The organism is Chryseobacterium nepalense, assembly GCF_023195755.1.
Lineage (GTDB): Bacteria > Bacteroidota > Bacteroidia > Flavobacteriales > Weeksellaceae > Chryseobacterium > Chryseobacterium nepalense.
Window position 1 is genome coordinate 2,060,403 of the sequence record NZ_CP096203.1, and the last position, 16,526, is coordinate 2,076,928.

General features: G+C 37.1%; 11 protein-coding genes. 2 read left to right on the top strand and 9 right to left on the bottom strand.

The features are described from left to right. Positions 1-2 precede the first annotated feature (2 nt). Positions 3-638, top strand: a complete 636-nt coding sequence (gene coaE / locus M0D58_RS08925; protein ID WP_248388489.1) for a dephospho-CoA kinase — start codon at positions 3-5, stop codon at positions 636-638. A gap of 44 nt (positions 639-682) precedes the next feature. Here coaE and M0D58_RS08930 read toward each other — a convergent pair whose 3' ends face one another. The 4 genes from M0D58_RS08930 to M0D58_RS08945 form a co-directional block, all read right to left on the bottom strand. Then, the gene (locus M0D58_RS08930; protein WP_248388491.1) at positions 683-1,231 is read right to left on the bottom strand and encodes a hypothetical protein; all 549 of its coding nucleotides are present in this window, start codon (positions 1,229-1,231) and stop codon (positions 683-685) included. Between the two features lies 1 nt (position 1,232). Continuing rightward, positions 1,233-1,604, bottom strand: coding sequence for a hypothetical protein (locus M0D58_RS08935; protein WP_248388493.1), 372 nt, complete (start codon positions 1,602-1,604; stop codon positions 1,233-1,235). Positions 1,605-1,886: 282 nt separating this feature from the next. Next, a complete protein-coding gene (locus M0D58_RS08940) occupies positions 1,887-8,330 on the bottom strand; it encodes a GEVED domain-containing protein (RefSeq protein ID WP_248388496.1) in 6,444 nt (2,147 codons plus the stop codon). A 253-nt stretch (positions 8,331-8,583) separates the two neighbouring features. Continuing rightward, complete coding sequence (locus M0D58_RS08945) at positions 8,584-10,635, bottom strand: M43 family zinc metalloprotease (protein WP_248388501.1); 2,052 nt, start codon at positions 10,633-10,635, stop codon at positions 8,584-8,586. Between the two features lie 81 nt (positions 10,636-10,716). Here M0D58_RS08945 and M0D58_RS08950 point away from each other — a divergent pair, with 81 nt between their 5' ends. Next, positions 10,717-11,175 carry a hypothetical protein gene (locus tag M0D58_RS08950; protein WP_248388504.1) on the top strand — a complete coding sequence of 153 codons (459 nt, stop codon included), beginning with the start codon at positions 10,717-10,719 and terminating at the stop codon, positions 11,173-11,175. A gap of 17 nt (positions 11,176-11,192) precedes the next feature. On the opposite strand, the gene M0D58_RS08955 is transcribed toward M0D58_RS08950, so the two are convergent. The 5 genes from M0D58_RS08955 to M0D58_RS08975 form a co-directional block, all read right to left on the bottom strand. After that, positions 11,193-11,852: a DUF6048 family protein gene (locus M0D58_RS08955; RefSeq protein WP_248388507.1), complete on the bottom strand. Its 660-nt coding sequence runs from the start codon at positions 11,850-11,852 to the stop codon at positions 11,193-11,195. After that, positions 11,818-12,300, bottom strand: coding sequence for a DUF6452 family protein (locus tag M0D58_RS08960; protein WP_248388509.1), 483 nt, complete (start codon positions 12,298-12,300; stop codon positions 11,818-11,820). The genes M0D58_RS08955 and M0D58_RS08960 overlap by 35 nt, the downstream gene beginning before the upstream one ends. Before the next feature lie 32 nt (positions 12,301-12,332). Further along, on the bottom strand, positions 12,333-13,745 hold the full coding sequence (gene rlmD / locus M0D58_RS08965) for a 23S rRNA (uracil(1939)-C(5))-methyltransferase RlmD (RefSeq protein WP_248388511.1): 1,413 nt from the start codon (positions 13,743-13,745) through the stop codon (positions 12,333-12,335). Positions 13,746-13,893: 148 nt separating this feature from the next. Continuing rightward, a complete protein-coding gene (locus M0D58_RS08970; protein WP_248388513.1) occupies positions 13,894-15,441 on the bottom strand; it encodes a TlpA family protein disulfide reductase in 1,548 nt (515 codons plus the stop codon). A gap of 316 nt (positions 15,442-15,757) precedes the next feature. Next, positions 15,758-16,525 (bottom strand): succinate dehydrogenase/fumarate reductase iron-sulfur subunit, encoded by a 768-nt coding sequence (locus tag M0D58_RS08975; protein WP_072883500.1) that lies wholly within the window; start codon positions 16,523-16,525, stop codon positions 15,758-15,760. Between the last annotated feature and the right edge of the window lies 1 nt (position 16,526).

Consider the following 16,526-nt stretch of genomic DNA (forward strand, 5'->3'; position numbering starts at 1 on the left):
CTATGGAAGAACTACATTCAGAAACTCAGAAAGCTGAGCCGGAACCATTGTCATCACCCAAGATCATCGGTCTTACAGGTGGAATAGGATCCGGAAAAACCACGGTGGCAAAATTTATCGAAGAGTTTGGATTTCCCGTCTATTATTCAGATGACAGAGCCAAAGATATTGTAAACGAAAATGAAGCCCTGAAAGCAAAAATTAAAGAACTTCTCGGTGAAGAGTCATATGACGCAAATGGAATTTATAACAGGAAATTTGTCGCTGAAAAAGTTTTCACCAACCAGAATCTACTGGAGCAGTTAAACCAGATTATTCATCCTGCAGTACGTCTTGATTTCGAAGATTGGATTAAGAAGCAGACAAAATATCTGATTTTTAAAGAAACCGCTTTATTATTTGAACTGAAACTTAATAAAGAATGTTATAAATCTATTTTGGTAACGGCAGAAGATAATATCAGAATGAAGAGGGTAATGGACAGGGATGGTAAAACGTACAGAGAGGTACAGGCCATCATGGAAAAGCAAATGCCTGAAAAAGATAAGATAAAACTGGCAGATTGCATTATCTATAACAATACCAATCTCGAAGATTTAAAAGAAATTACAGAAAAGATAGTTTTCGACATTGAATAAAATATAAAAGCCCGCTGAATATACAGCGGGTTTATTGTTAAAGTTTAGAAGTCATATCCTAATTTAAAGCTAATTTCAGGGATAACTTGCAAATCATAATCTTCTTTTAGAATTTTACCAATGCCTAATCCTAATCTTAACTCATAATTAAAGTTTTCTGAAAAATTTCTTCTTAAACCCCAATTAGGTATTATAGCTAAAGTTGGATTTACATGAATGTCTTTAGTATTCGATATAACAAACCAATCAGGTATATATTCTAACTTCGCTGATAGATAATTACCTGAATTATTTTTGGTTCTTTTTCCATCATTTGATCTTTTCTTTAAATTATAGTACCATTTTGGAGAAAGAGAAACTGCAGGAGCAAGTGCAAATCCTGTTTTTGAATATAAATCTCCTCCCCAGATAGATGGGTAAAGTGATACTTCGCTACGCAGACTTAAATTTTCATCTAAGCGAGCTTCGTTATATATATTTGCTCCCAATATACCTATTTGAACTCCCGTTAAGGATTTTTCTATACCTTCCTTTTCTTGAGCGGTTGTAAAAACACCTGTTATTATTGATAAAGCCAAAACAAATTTTCTCATACTATTTTTTATTAATTGTAAAATTTCCAGAAATATACGAATTAGAAGATTCTAACTTTTTCCATTTGCCTTTTGCCGGAGCAGATGTATTAAGAATTCCGGAAAAATAATATTTATTAGGAGAATTAATATAAAACTTTCCATCAAAGGCAACATAGCCCTGAAATTCTTCTGATAAATTGTTTGATGAAAATACTAAAATACCATTTATTGTTCCTTCCTTGTCAACAATAAAATCTATAGTTCCAGTGTTACCCCCATCAAAGTTTCCGCCCCACTCTCCCTGATAAGGGGAGTTTAATTGCCTTTTACTTTCTTCATCAGAAGTACAGGCAACAAAAAAGAGAAGAAGAAATAACGTGTTTTTAATCATATTGTGTTGTTTAATTTTTAGTAGTAAAATAGGTGTGAAATAATTGACAGGCCTTCAATATACTTATACTTTACAATCTAAATGACTTAGCTTATGCTTATATATTTCCGACTTTAAATATAAATATTACATTAACAAAATACAATCGGTGACTTCTAAATTATATTATGATAAATTAACCTGAATATTTTTATCCTAAAAATGATAATCCATATAGTTAATAATCATAAAAAAACAGGTTCCCATTACTGAGAACCTGTTAAATGATTAATAATTAAATGATTATTCTTTGATGAATTTCTTCTGAGCGGTAACTTCATTTCCATCCTGAATATCGATCACATAAACACCATTGATTAAAGTGTGTACATCAATCTTATTATTCAGAATAATTCCGCTTGACACCAACTGTCCTGCCGCATTGTAGATCTTATAATTCGCTTTTTTGCTGATATTTTTCACATACAATATTGAACTAACCGGGTTAGGATATATTAAGATATCCGTCTGATTAACTGGGTTAGGAACAGGAAGTTTAGAAATCCTTACGGTATAATCTTCAACTTCTCCGTTAGGAATGTTTGTACAGTTCACCGGAATAGCATCTTTTGACAATGCCACTCTCATTACTACGTATTTGTAGTCTGTTAAGCTCACGAAAGCATCTGCCGGCACTGTGAACGTTCCGCTAACGGTAGCATCAGTATTCGGAGCAACAGCCATCACTCTTTCGTTAATATCGAAGTATCCGTTTCTGTTGAAATCAATCCAGACAGCTACACCAGCCTCAGTGTTTCCTGAAAGTTTTTTATCAATTGTAATCTGGTTGTTTGAAGAACCCTGAATCAATTCTATAAACTTGGCAGAAACACCTGTATAGTCTGTATAGTTGGATGCACCTGATGCGTTTTCCATTACAGGTTTCCCGTTTGGTGTAACTTTCACTTTCGAAACATATCCTGCAGCGGATGAAACCGCTGACATCTGACAGTACACTACCGTAGGAGTTGTAAAGAAGTATGGTAAAGTATATGTTCCCGGTGTTCCGCTACATACATTAGCCACCTGCAACTCGTATTGCGTTAATTCCAACAATCCTGTAAGTGTAATTGTATTTGTGTTTGAAGTGACTGTTGTCCAGCTTGGAATACCTACTTTTCTATATTTCAAGATATAGGTTGCTCCAGGGAAAGAATCCCATACCACGACTGCTGTTGTAGGAGTAAGGTTGGTAATTGTTAATCCCGGAGGTGGTAGTTCACACGTTCTTTCAGTTGTGAATACTTTAGGGTTAGACCAGGCGTTCACTGTTGTTTCTCCGTTACATTGATTAGCAACCTGCACTTCATATGTTGTATACGGGCTTAAACCTGTAAGAGTATACGTATTTAAAGGTGCTGCAGTAATATTTACAGTCGTCCATGCACCCGTTCCTACAACTCTGTATCTTAATACATAAGTTGCACTCGCTACTATCGGAGACCAGCTTATTACAGCAGAGTTTGTAGTTACAGTACCGACAGTTACATTTGGAGGTGTAGGATCACATCTCGTTGTGAATGTCTGAACCGGTGTAAATGTTCCCGGTGTTGTACCACAGCTTGCGGCAATCTGTACTTCGTAAGTTGTTGCAGGAGTTAATCCTGTAAGAGCCAATGGCGGGTTTCCGGTTAATGTAGAAGCCACTACCTGTGACCATGTTCCAGTACCGGCTACTCTGTATCTTACAATAAATGTAAGTCCTCCCGCAGGAACAGTCCAAGTTACATTAGCAGACGTATGAGTAATCGTATTGAATGTTACGTTTGTAGGGGTGGTGGTTGCACATGGTCTTAATTTCACCGCGTAGTCTTCCACTTCTCCGTTTACGGCATTCTGACACATTACAGGAGCACTTGTACGCTTGAGAACAACTCTCATTGTCGTGTTAAGATTTCCGTTGTATGCATTTGCCGGCACACTAAATAATGCGGTTACCGGGCTTGTTGTACTCGCGGCAGAAGCCATAATCTGCTCTGAGGTTTCAAAGACTCCGTTTCTGTTGAAATCTATCCAGGCAGATACGGCATCATTTTGTGTTGCTCCTTTTGATACGGAGATTTGATTACCTGTAGATCCTATTTCCAGATTAATTAAAGTAGCCGGAGTTGTATAGCTAATATAATTGGTCTGAACGGATGTATTGCTCATTGGAGGAATACCCGGATTCACTGAAGTTACCGTAACATTAGAGATAAAATCAGTTGTACCCGTACCGGTCATATTACAATAGGTAATAGGCGTTGTAGTAAAAGGTGTAGAAGCAGACCAAGGTCCCTGAACTCCGCCACAAATTGTAGCAACCTGTACTTCATAAGCTGTTTGTTCCGTAAGACCTGTAATATTATAGCTGTTTCCGGTAATCGGTGCAGGAGATACAGTCCAAGCCCCCACAGGGTTTGTTGTTCTCCATCTAACAAGATAGGTAGCTCCTGTTGAAGAAATCCATGATATAGTAGCTGTAGTAGCTGTGATATTTGACACAGTAATTCCTGAAGGAGCTGCTGTAGTACAAGGCTGAATATCTACAAATTTCACCTGATAATCCTCAACTTCTCCATTGCTTGTAAGAGGTGAACATGCATCTGTTGGTGTAAGGAAATACACAATAACACGCATTTTCACTTTATTGGTTCCTGCATAAGCTCCTGCCGGAACCGGGAATGTTGCCGTTACAGGTGTAGTAGAAGAATATCCAAGGTTCATAATTCTTTCTCCTCCCGCTACCGTAGTTGGATTATTATTAAATATTCCGTCTCCGTTGAAATCTATCCATGCATAAGTAGAATATGTGCTTGATAATATTGTTCTCCCTACAGAAAGTACATTACCCGTAGAGTTTCGGGCTAACGTGATGATTTTTGCAGGATCATTAGAATAATCGGTATAAGTACTTGCCCCAGAGTTGTTAGACATCATAGGTGTAGCTGTACCTGTTACCGTAATATTATTAATAAATCCGTCACTAACCGTTGCCGTACCCGAATTACAGTATGATATAGCAGGTGTGGTAAAGTTGACGGAACTTGACCAAGCGCCTGTGGTACCGCCACAAGTAGTTGCTACCTGTACTTCATAAGTAGTAGATCCGTTTAGGTTGATAATCGTGTAAGGGTTTGTTGTCGGCGCAATAGTTGTCCAGGCACCAGTTCCTGTTCTGTATCGTAAAGAATAGGTAGCTCCGGTAGCATTAATCCATGAAACTAAAGCTGTAGAAGCAGTAATATTCGAAACAACAATTGGAGATGGAGCAGCTGTTGTACAAGGTGAAAGATCAATAATCTTAACCGCGTAATCTTCAATCTCTCCGTTGGCAACTGTTGCACAAGGATCTGTAATACTGCTGGTAGAGAAAATAACTCTCATTCTTAAGGTCAGCGGCCCATTGTATGAAGTTGCCGGAACAACAAATGTAGCACTTATCGGAGTAGTAGTATTTGCTGTAGTGCTGATTACTCTTTCCGTAGTTTCAAAAATTCCATTTCTATTAAAGTCAATCCATGCCCCAACAGCTAATGAAGAAGTAGTTGTTGTTAACCATGATTTGGAAACGGAAATACTGTTATTTGTGGTATTACGAACTAATGTAATTAATTTAGCAGGGTCAGCTGAATAATTTGTATAGGTATCTGCTCCTGAATTATTACTCATTACATATGAATTGGTAGGAGTAACTGTTACATTAGAAATATAACCATTGGTATTATTGTTTGAATTAATTGTACAATAAGTTACCTGTGGCGTTGTAAACTGGTAAGGTGCCGTAAAGGTCCCTGTTGTTCCCGAACATACGTATGCAACCTGAACCTCATAAGATGTCTGCTCAGTTAGACCATTTATTGTATATGCATTAGCTGTTAATGGAACTGTAGTCCATGTTGTAGAACCTACCGGTCTGTATTGTAATACATAGGTTGCTCCTGCTGCCGGATCCCACATTACGTAAGCAGAAGTTGCAGTAAGGTTGGTAACCGTAAGGTTTATTGGAGCGTTACTTGTACAAGGAATCGGCTGTATTAATTTCACTGCATAATCTTCAACCTCTCCAAATGTAAAACTTGTACACATTGTAGGTGAAGTATTAAACTGCATTGCCACTCTCATTCTCGTGGTAGCAGGTCCGTTATAGGCATTTGCCGGTACTGCGAAAGTAGCTGAAACCGGAGTTGTTGTACTAGCCGGCGAGTTCATTACTTGTTCGGAAGCTTCAAAAACACCGTTTCTGTTGAAGTCAATCCAAACACCTACTGCTTCACTGAATGCAAAACCAGTCCAGAACTTATTAACAGATACCGTATTATTTGCTGATCCTATTACAAGATTTACAAGAGCACTTGGCGTAGTTGTATAATCTGTATAAGTAGAACCTCCAGAGTTATTGCTCATTACTGCAGCACCATTCGGCGTAACTGTAACATTAGAAATATATTCATCATTAAAGTTATTTGATGTCATATTACAGTAGTTCAGACCCAATGTTGTAAAGTTTGTTGATGCAGAGAAAGCGCCCTGAACACCATTACAAACTGTTGCCACCTGCACTTCATATTGAACTCCATCATTTAAACCTGTAAGATTTACAGAATTTCCTGTTGAAGTAACAGTAGACCATGTAGTACCTCCAACAGGACGATACTGAATGACATATGTGGCATTTGCCGCGGCAGTCCATGTTACAGTAGCGGTAGTTTGTGTAATTGCAGATACTGCAATACCTGTCGGGGCTGCACCTGTACAGCTGGCCAAGCTCGTTACTGTAGCACTTCCGATTGCATAGAATACGTTTCCTATAGAACTTACTCTGATTTTAACGGTGGCTCCAACCGTAAGGCCGGTTAGTGTTAAAGACTCATTACCATCGTTAGCCGTAGAAGCAGTTGCTACTGTCCATGTAACTCCATTGTCGGTTGTATAATCAATTTTTACATTTGCTACGTTATAAGGTGCTGCTGTAGTATTAACAACATCCCATGTAATAGCAGTTGGTGCATTGTTATAAGCAGTCGTAGAAGTTACTTTGAAAGGTCCGTCATTCCCAACAATAATCTGCTGATTTGCAAATTGCGTCTGCTGCTGAGTAGGATCAGGATTGTTATCTCTAACCGTTACTCTGAAATTTGTTGTTCTCGCAACAGTAGAAACAGACTCCCATCCATTATTGGAATTATTTAGCACACCAGCTAATACTGATGCTAGTTTAGGGAAATACCTTGTAGGGCTTGTCGTCGGATTAAATGATCTGAACGTAGCTCCACTTGCAGTTGTTCCAAGATTATTTTTATTAATGGTAACGTTTGCGTTATCCACCTCTTCCCAGCAATACGTCATAGGATCGTTTTCTGCGTCTGTAGCAGAAGCTGTTAACACGAATGCCGTACCTTTAGGAATATTATAAGAAGGTAAAGGAGTAATTACAGGCGGATTATTGGCAATTACCGTTTCAACATCGCATGTTTTACTGGTAAGATTATTCTGAACCTGGGTAATACTTACTGCGTGGAAATAAGGATCTGAATGAGCCTGAACATCAGTGTTGGTTCCTGTGATTCCGGCATATCCCATAATAGTAGAGCCGGAACCCGGTTCTACGTTTACACCTGCAGTTTCCAGGCCGTGTGAAAATGTATGATTTGCACCTAGCTGGTGTCCCATTTCGTGTGCTACATAATCAATATCAAAATTATCTCCCTGTGGAATACCATCTGCAGGAGAAGTATATCCCGAGCCTTTCTGGGTTGCATTATTATTAGCAGGATCGATACATACACATCCTATACATCCAGCATTTCCTCCCCCACCTGAAGCTCCGAATAAGTGACCGATATCATAATTGGCACTTCCTACATTTGCTGTAAGTGTTTGCTGTAACTGAAGATTCCAGTTATTCATCTGCGCAGCAGGAGAATACGGATCTGTGGCGGGATTTGTATAAATTACTCCCGGAAAGTTCTGTAAATTAAGATGTAAGGCAAAATCTTTTTCAAATACACCGTTTACTCTCGTTAAAGTAGCATTCACGGCAACCAGTGCATTGGCTACTGTACCCCCAAAATATTGGGTATACTCTCCGGTTACCGACATTGCCAATCTCATCGTTCTGTATTTTTTATCAGAAGATTTCGAAAAATCGGTTGTTTGGTTGGTGAATGTTTTTCCAGCTTTATAAAGCTTATCGATTTCCATTTTTGTCAAACGGTCTTCGTTCATAGAGCAGAGAAAGCCTTCGTTGCTTTTATCAGTTTTTGGGTGCACACCATAAACCGTTTTGCCTTTATCGGCCGGCTCTATAAATTCATAGACACCGTTTTTGATTATCATCGACTGAAAATCATCCGGTGCTAAGCTGAATCTCAGGTATTTTCCGGGATCATCAATCCCGACACCTACATAAGATCCCAGTTGATACTCGTCTGCCAGTTCCTTAACTACCACAGGGAAGCTGTAAACGGCAAACTTTTCAATTTTTCCTTCTAAAGTTGGCAAGGAAATGGTAACGGGCTTTGCATTTTTACCCGTTTCCTGCGCTTTTGCCAATTGAGACTTTAGCAAAGAAATGTTCAGAGTGTAATAGCTCTTAATATCGGAGCCTGCTCTTGTTTTTTCTCCCCTAAATGTTGTAGGACTCCATTGTGCACTGGTAATCGCAAACAAAAAGAGGAAAAAGAAAGAAGTAAAATTTTTCTTCATAACTTTCTCAATATTATATTAATTATACAAATCTAATCATTTTTTATTATTAATATGAAAATGCAAATATTTTTTTCATACTAAATTCACAATTATTCAAACCAACTCTTGCAATAGTTATTTTTCACAAATGCATTTACCGTATTTTAAAATTATTCATAAATAATAGAAGATTTATTCAAGCCCTTTACAGCACAATAAAAAAATCCCCGGGTTTCCCCAGGGATTGAATTAATCATTTAAAATTATCTTATTATTTCTTAATGAATTTGGAAGTGAATAAATCTTTTCCTTTTTCTTCAACAGTAATTATATAACCACCTTTGATCAGTTCGGAAACATTGATTTTTCCGTCAATAATATTCCCTTGTCTTACCAATTGACCGGCAGTGCTGTAAATTTTATAAGATGCCTTATCAGAAACTTTGGTAATGTTTAAGATATCTGATACAGGATTCGGATAAATCTGGATATCACTTACACCTACATCTTTTACATCTTTTGTATCCAATACCAATACTTTAAATGCTTTTGACTGTGTAGCTCCAAAATTAGTTGATCCTTCAGAAATTATAATATTTCCAGATGAGTTTTTTACATTATAATAACCGTAATATTCTATACCATCTGACTCAGAATCATTAATAGTGAATGTATAACAATCTGGCGCTAAATTCCATGTTTTAGTAACTAAAGCAGGTAATGATACGATTTGATTTCCAACAGCTACCCCATTTGAATATGGCCCTCCGAAATCTATAGTAGTTCCCGCGCTATTTTTTAATGTCCAAGTCGTTTCTGAACCGTAAAAATCTGGTTGTAGTGTAAAAGTAACAGAAGTACTACCCAGAGGTGTTGTTGTATAATTCCCTGCAAATGAAAACGCAGTGTTATTACTTGCTCTCGCATCAGAAGTTCCGTTTACTGAAGTAATTTGTGCAGAAATTGTAGAGTTTTCTGCAGCCATAATAGATATTGCAGCATATTTATCTTGAGCAAGATTACCTGTCCAGTTATACGTTTGTGAAGCGCCACCGTTTACGGTATAAGTGATCACCGCAGATGTAAGCGGAGAAGTACCTCTATTGTACAGAGTAAATGGTACTGAAATAGAACTAGTACCCTGACAAGAAGAAGATGATGTACAAATTTTTTCTGCTTTTAATTCTGCATCATTAGCAAATAATGGAATTGGCAAATCCTTTACTGAATTTTTCAATTCAACTCTCCGAGGAGAGTTATTCATTACAGCTGTAATCCTTGCTTTTTGATCTAATGTAAAAATGTTCATACATGTATCATTAGTATAATCCATATAATTTTCTACCATTTCAAATAGACCGGGAGTACAACTTTCAATAGGCAAAGTACAAGTATAGTTATCCTCATGAGCAGGAGGTGTATCATTACAATAATCTGTAGCACAAACTAAAGGATCTGAATCATCTCCCCAAATATGTCTAAGTCCTAAAAAGTGACCTACTTCATGAGTCATTGTCCTTCCTTTATCGTAGGGAGCATCCAAAGCGAAATTTGTTCCATAATCCGAGCTTCCGAATGTTCTATAATTAGCCGCAACACCATCAGTATTGGCAGCACCTCCAGCAGGCATACCTATAACACCAGAGTTTGATGGAAACTGCGCATAACCCAATATATTTGAACTTGAACCTCCAAGCTTAACACTCCACATATTCATGTACTGAGTAGGATCCCAAATTGTTGTAGGTTTTACATTGGCATTAACCTCAGACGTTGTCCAAGAATCTTGACAAATACGCACTCTATCAATACCATTTGTAGGATTTCCATTAGGATCTACTTTTGCTAATGCAAATTGAATCATTACATCTGCACCTACAGGATTTGTATTAAAGCCCGGAGTTCCAGCCATTCTTCTGAAATCATTGTTCATTACAGTAATCTGAGACTGAACCTGCTCATCAGTAATATTCTGAGCCACACCATAAGCCTGGCCACTGTGAATAACATGCACAACTACGGGAATCGTAATAATTCCGCCATTCTGCGATTTATTAGTCTTGGATTTTTCAATTAAAGGAGCAATCCATGCTTCAAACTGGGCATCTGTCATCCTGTTTGGATCTTGTTTTTGAAGCATTGCTTCGTATTCTGTAGACGCACATCTGATAACCCCATTCATTCTCTTCAAATCATCTATCGTATATGTTTTGCCGAATACAAATTGGCCTTGCTCTTGAATTTTCCTTTTTTGAGCAAAGATTGAACAGCATAATAATACAAAGAATAAAAATGGTACTTTAAAAGTAATTTTATAATTCATTTTAAGAATATTAATTTGTGTGCAAATATATTAATTTGCGGCATACTTTTAGGACAACATCAATAAAAATTACGATTTTATATGAAAACATACACTATTTGTCTTTTATTATGCTGTCTGATAAACATAAAATGCATTTCTCGAAATAACTCCATAGAATCAAAAAATAATACATTAACAAGTAAGGAAAATGATCAAATCGAAAAAATCGAATTAAGAGAATTTACAAGAGGTACCAACAGATTAATTATCTATAAAAAAGATTCATTAATAACTGATTTCAATGGAATTAATTCACAATCTGAAATTTCTAAAGCTTATTGGGCAAATATTATCAAACAAGTAAATTTATTGAATCTTTCAAAAATATCCAGCTACAAATCGCCAACTACAAAAAGATTTTCCGACAGTGCACTGTCTTCAATAATCACCATAACTTCAGGAGACAAAACTTATAATTCTTCCTCTTTTGATGCAGGAATCCCCCCAAAAGAATTGGAGGGATTATATCAATTGTTAAAGATGAATCAAAAAAAATGAGTAGTGATAAGGCAGCATTAAAACTTATAAGCAATATTCCATGCGAACCCCATATTGAATTTTGATGAACTTCTTCCGAATCCGGGTACAATCATTGGCTGAATATCTTCTTGCTTGCTTGTGGCAACAAGGTATCGTGGCTGAAGGTTTACATCAATGAAAAAATTGGATTCAAAGAGCTGAACTCTCCCACCTATGGTTCCTTCCAGCCAGTAAGATGACTGTGAAGAAGACGGAAAAGAAACAGAAGAGCTACTCCCGCCAAAACCGCGGACAGGAACCGCCATATATTCCTGAGTATAAAAAGATCCTCCGATTTTACCTCCGGCATAGAAACCGTTAAATTCATTTTCCGGATCTTTTGCAAGCATATAAAAAGCCCCGATTTTCAGAAAAGGTCCGTTCGCCTTTACGTCATACCCGTTTTTCTGGTAAATATTGGATTCAAATCCGGCTTCTACAATACCATGAATATTATTTTTTATTTTAGAAGAAATAAAACCCTGGTAAAGCTTTCTGTCTGAAAAAAAAGATACTCCTGCATTCAGTACATCGCCGCCTACCATAAAATTAGGTTCATATTTCCATTTTTCTTTTTTTGTTCCCTGGGTATTCTGAGCAAAACTCAGGATATAGATTACACTAAAAAAGAAGGTAAAGATTGGTTTTGTCTTCATTTTCAATAAAATTTTGTCCGTCCTGAATAGCTTTTACAGGAGCATTTGCAGATGTCGTTAGTACCGAATTTAAATTTTCATATGTTTTTTTAATTCCGCATCCCGGGGAAACATAAACAGCTTTGGTGGTATAATTTACCCTTACCCTGGATTCTGTTCCCAGATTAGTGGTTCTAAAGTAAACATCCGTATATGGTGAATCATCTACTCTTAAAGGAATTATTCTGGAAGTTATTTTCGCCTCACCCCCCAGCTGAACTTTTCCGGTGCCGTAATCTACGGCAACATAAAGAGAGTCAAGGGTTCTTTCTTTACCGTTTTCTGCGTTGAGGAAAGAGAATTTCATTCTTGGCGTTCCTTCTCCGCTTTCACAGATATCATCATCAGCACCGCATGAAAAAAGCAGGCTGATACAAAATAAAGCAAACAGAAATTTAAAAGATTTCATATTATAGATGATGTTTGTCAAATTTAAATAAATTATTTCTTAAGGAGCAATGCAATATTCTCTACATGGTGGGTTTGCGGGAACATATCCACAGGCAAAATTTTAACGACATCATAATGATCTTTCATTAATGCCAGGTCACGCGCCTGTGTAGCAGAATTACAGCTCACATATACTACCTTCTGCGGCGCCAGCTTCAGGATCTGCTCTACCACTTTCTGATGCATCCCGTCTCTTGGGGGATCCGTAATAAGAACATCCGCTTTTGGGTGATTGGCAAGAAATTCATCATTAAAAATATCCTTCATATCACCACAATAAAACGTTGTGTTGGTAAGCCCATTCAGCTGTGCATGTTCTATTGCTGCATCAATTGCTTCCTGAACAGATTCTATCCCAATAACCTGCTTTGCTTTTCTTGCCACATATTGAGCAATCGTTCCCGTTCCGGTATAAAGATCATACACTACTTCATCACCCTTCAAATCTGCAAATTCCAATGTTTTTCTGTAGAGTTCAAGCGCCTGTTTGTAATTGGTCTGAAAGAAGGATTTCGGACCGATTTTGAATTTCAAGCCATCCATTTCTTCCATTAAATATCCTTCCCCAAAGTAAACGTTGATATCCAGATCATAGATGGAATCGTTCGCTTTTGGATTGATGGCATAAACCAGTGTTTTAATCTGAGGAAATGTTTCAAGCAGAAATTGGAAGAGTTTTTCCCTGTTTTCTTTTTCTTCTCTGAAAAGCTGGAAAAGGACCATCCACTCCCCTTGTGAGTTTTGTCTCATCATCAGAGTTCTTAGAAAGCCTTCATGATTTCTAACATCAAAGAAGTCAAGACCATTTTTCACGGCATACTCTTTTACAGCAAGCCTGATGGTGTTTGAAGGTTCCTCCTGAAGGAAGCATTCTTTAAGATCCAGAATCTTACTCCACATTCCGGGAATGTGAAAGCCCAGCGCATCTCTGTTTCCGAAATTTTCTTCCGAACTGATTTCATACTGCGTAAGCCAGCGGGAATTTGAAAAAGAGAACTCCATTTTATTTCTATAATAATACTGCTCTTCCGAACCTAAAATAGGCACTGTTTCAAAATGATCAATCCCTCCGATTCTCTTGATATTATTATAAACTTCTTCCTGTTTGAAATCCAGTTGCTTTTCATAACTCATATTCTGCCATTTGCACCCTCCGCAAACCCCGAAATGGATACATTTCGGATCTACCCTGTACGGTGATTTTTCAAGAAGATCTACTGCTTCTCCTTCGTAATATTTTGATTTCGCTTTCTTTACTTTTACATTCACGATATCCCCGGGAATTGCACCCGTTACCATTACGGTTTTTCCTTCTTCGGTTCTGCCAATAGCAACACCTTTTGCACCTGCATTTAAAAGTCTGATATTTTCAAGAATAATATTTTTCTTATTTCTCTTTTTCATTAAGAATTTTTTCTGTTTTACTGTTTAAATTGCCAGAGATCTGAACTTTGACAAATGCCCGAAAAAAAACAACTCTATTCCGGTCTGCAAAAATACAATAAAAAAAACCTTATCCGAAGACAAGGTTTTTATCTATATTCAATTTAAATTATTTTGTCTGAGCCGGCTGAGGATTTGCCTGTTGTTGCGGCACTTGCTGAGGTGCAGCAGAAGGATCCATCCCTAATCCCGGCTGCAATTGAGCATTAGGATTTACCTTTGGTGCAGAAAGTCCTGTTTGTTTATCCAGAGCGATTACCAATTCAGGATCTCCAAGATTAAAGAATGGCTTGCTAGCTATTTTTCCGTCTTTATCAACAACAATAAAGCATGGTAATTTGAAACCGTACACTCCATATTTTTTAGCAATATCTGAATTTAATCCGCCTTCACCGTATGCATTGATTCCGGTAATTCCTTTCATCAGCGAATTGCTAGTTTTTACAAACTGATCTTTTGTATCATCAACATTTACAAAAACGAAGTTCATTTTTGACTTATAGAAATTCACAACTTCTTTTAAAACAGGAATTGAGGCTTCTCCGATATAAGGATTCCAGGATGCATAAAACATCATCATGTAAGGTTTTCCTTTGTTTGAAGAAAGACTGTACGATTTTCCGTCTGCTTTGATAAGAGATGCTTCAGGAGCCTGTTCTCCGATTTTGAAACCGTTGATAGCAAACTGAATTTTCTTTAAATCTTCTTTAATGGTAGCGTCTTTGATATCCGTATCGATAATTTTTTTAATTTTCTCTATTGTTTTTTCAGGAGTTCCCGGATGAATATCAGATTGCGCCATTACAAAAGCCAATAAGTAATCTTTAGCAGTTTGTGAAAGATCTTTCTGATTTTTCTTTAAATAATCAGAAAATAATTCAGAAGTGGTAACATCTGTTTTCCCAGCGCTGTTTGCTTGTGCATACTTCTGGAAATCCGGGCTCATTTTTGTTAAAAGGTATTGTCTGTAGAAAGGATTTTCTTTTACCATTACCTCTTTATTTTCCTGAAGCTTGTTTTCATAATCCGTGAAAGCTTTTGTCACTTTGAATGAAGGGTTACCCATTTGTTTGTGACTCATTTCGTATTGATTCAGGATCGTAAGCAATGTGCTTGCAAGATCATTCTTTTTCCACTCCACTAATCCGTTGTCCGGGCTGAATTTTTTAACGTTTTCTTCTATGTTTTTAGTAACATCGGCCTGAACTTTTTCAATGCCTTTAAGAAAAGTTTTTTCATCTTTTGTCATCAGCTCATTCATATTAACAGTCTGAGCATAGGTAGAAAGATATTTTTGTGTAGCCGTAAAGAAATCATTATTATTTTTAGCATCACCTGTAACCACAAATTCTGACGGGAAGCTTATTCCGTTGCCTGTAATTTCAAGTTTCTGGCCACCTTTAAGATAGATCAGGTTTTGTTTTCCTCCATACGACATTACATACATTCCGCTTTTCGGAGCCTCAAAGCTTCCGGAGAACGTTCCGTCTTTGTTGATCCCAATGTTAATCAGTGGTAAAGTAGCAACACCTGATGCTTCAATAAATTCGATTCTTTCTAATGGAGAACCGCCGGTAATTTTTCCTTTTACTTCTACTTTTTTAGAGCAAGACATCGCAAAAACAGCGATGATAAACAATAAAAGATATTTTTTCATTTCGAATTTTATAATTACGCAAAAATAAGTTTTTCATCTCAACTAAATATCATATTACATGGTAATTTATGAAACATTTAACTAAAAGAAATAAAAGCCATGATTTCGCGTAGTAAACAATTAAATTTATTAGAATGTGTATTTGAAATTACGTTAATTTTCCATGATTATTCAATCAATAAAAACAATATAAAATGTTTATAAGTTTCCATTTGTAAATTGAAAACATCTGTATTAATTTTTTTCAGAAGAATATTGTTGTAACCAAAAAGCAGCCTTCTTATGAAAGCTGCTTTTATTTTATTTTAATAATTTTTTATCCTCTGTCAACAAATGCTGCCATATATTCCCTGTTCATTCTGGCGATGTTCTCAAGAGAAATTCCTTTCGGACATTCTACTTCACACGCACCGGTATTGGAACAGTTTCCGAATCCTTCTTCATCCATGGCTTTTACCATATTCAGCACTCTTCGCTTGGCTTCTACTCTACCTTGAGGTAAAAGTGCATACTGAGAAACTTTTGCACCCACGAACAGCATTGCAGATCCGTTTTTACAAGAAGCTACACAGGCACCGCAAGAGATACATGCTGCAGCATCCATTGCCTTATCAGCATCTTCTTTTGGAACCGGAATCGCATTGGCATCCAATGTATTTCCTGAAGTGTTTACTGAAATAAAACCACCAGCAGCCATTACTCTGTCGAATGCGCTTCGGTCTACAATTAAATCTTTAATTACCGGAAATGCAGCACTTCTCCAAGGTTCAATAACGATGGTCTCACCGTCTTTGAACATTCTCATGTGAAGCTGACAGGTTGTAATACCTGTGTCCGGACCGTGCGCTCTACCATTGATGTAAAGAGAACACATTCCGCAGATCCCTTCACGACAGTCGTGATCGAAAGCGATAGGCTCTTTTCCTTCGTTAATAAGATTTTCATTAAGGATGTCCAACATTTCCAGAAATGAAGAATCTGTAGAAACATCCGATATTTTATAAGTCTCAAACTGACCTTTAGATTTATTATTTTTTTGTCTCCAAATTTTCAGCGTAAGATGTAAGCCTTTTTTTGCACTCATA

Bases quoted from the DNA above. Each gene is read 5' to 3' on its own strand.
- M0D58_RS08960 (WP_248388509.1), bottom strand. From the start codon at position 12,300: ATGAAATCTTTTAAATTTCTGTTTGCTTTATTTTGTATCAGCCTGCTT.
- M0D58_RS08975 (WP_072883500.1), bottom strand. From the start codon at position 16,525: ATGAGTGCAAAAAAAGGCTTACATCTTACGCTGAAAATTTGGAGACAA.
- M0D58_RS08970 (WP_248388513.1), bottom strand. From the start codon at position 15,441: ATGAAAAAATATCTTTTATTGTTTATCATCGCTGTTTTTGCGATGTCT.
- M0D58_RS08945 (WP_248388501.1), bottom strand. From the start codon at position 10,635: ATGAATTATAAAATTACTTTTAAAGTACCATTTTTATTCTTTGTATTA.
- M0D58_RS08950 (WP_248388504.1), top strand. From the start codon at position 10,717: ATGAAAACATACACTATTTGTCTTTTATTATGCTGTCTGATAAACATA.
- rlmD (WP_248388511.1), bottom strand. From the start codon at position 13,745: ATGAAAAAGAGAAATAAGAAAAATATTATTCTTGAAAATATCAGACTT.
- M0D58_RS08935 (WP_248388493.1), bottom strand. From the start codon at position 1,604: ATGATTAAAAACACGTTATTTCTTCTTCTCTTTTTTGTTGCCTGTACT.
- coaE (WP_248388489.1), top strand. From the start codon at position 3: ATGGAAGAACTACATTCAGAAACTCAGAAAGCTGAGCCGGAACCATTG.
- M0D58_RS08930 (WP_248388491.1), bottom strand. From the start codon at position 1,231: ATGAGAAAATTTGTTTTGGCTTTATCAATAATAACAGGTGTTTTTACA.
- M0D58_RS08955 (WP_248388507.1), bottom strand. From the start codon at position 11,852: ATGAAGACAAAACCAATCTTTACCTTCTTTTTTAGTGTAATCTATATC.
- M0D58_RS08940 (WP_248388496.1), bottom strand. From the start codon at position 8,330: ATGAAGAAAAATTTTACTTCTTTCTTTTTCCTCTTTTTGTTTGCGATT.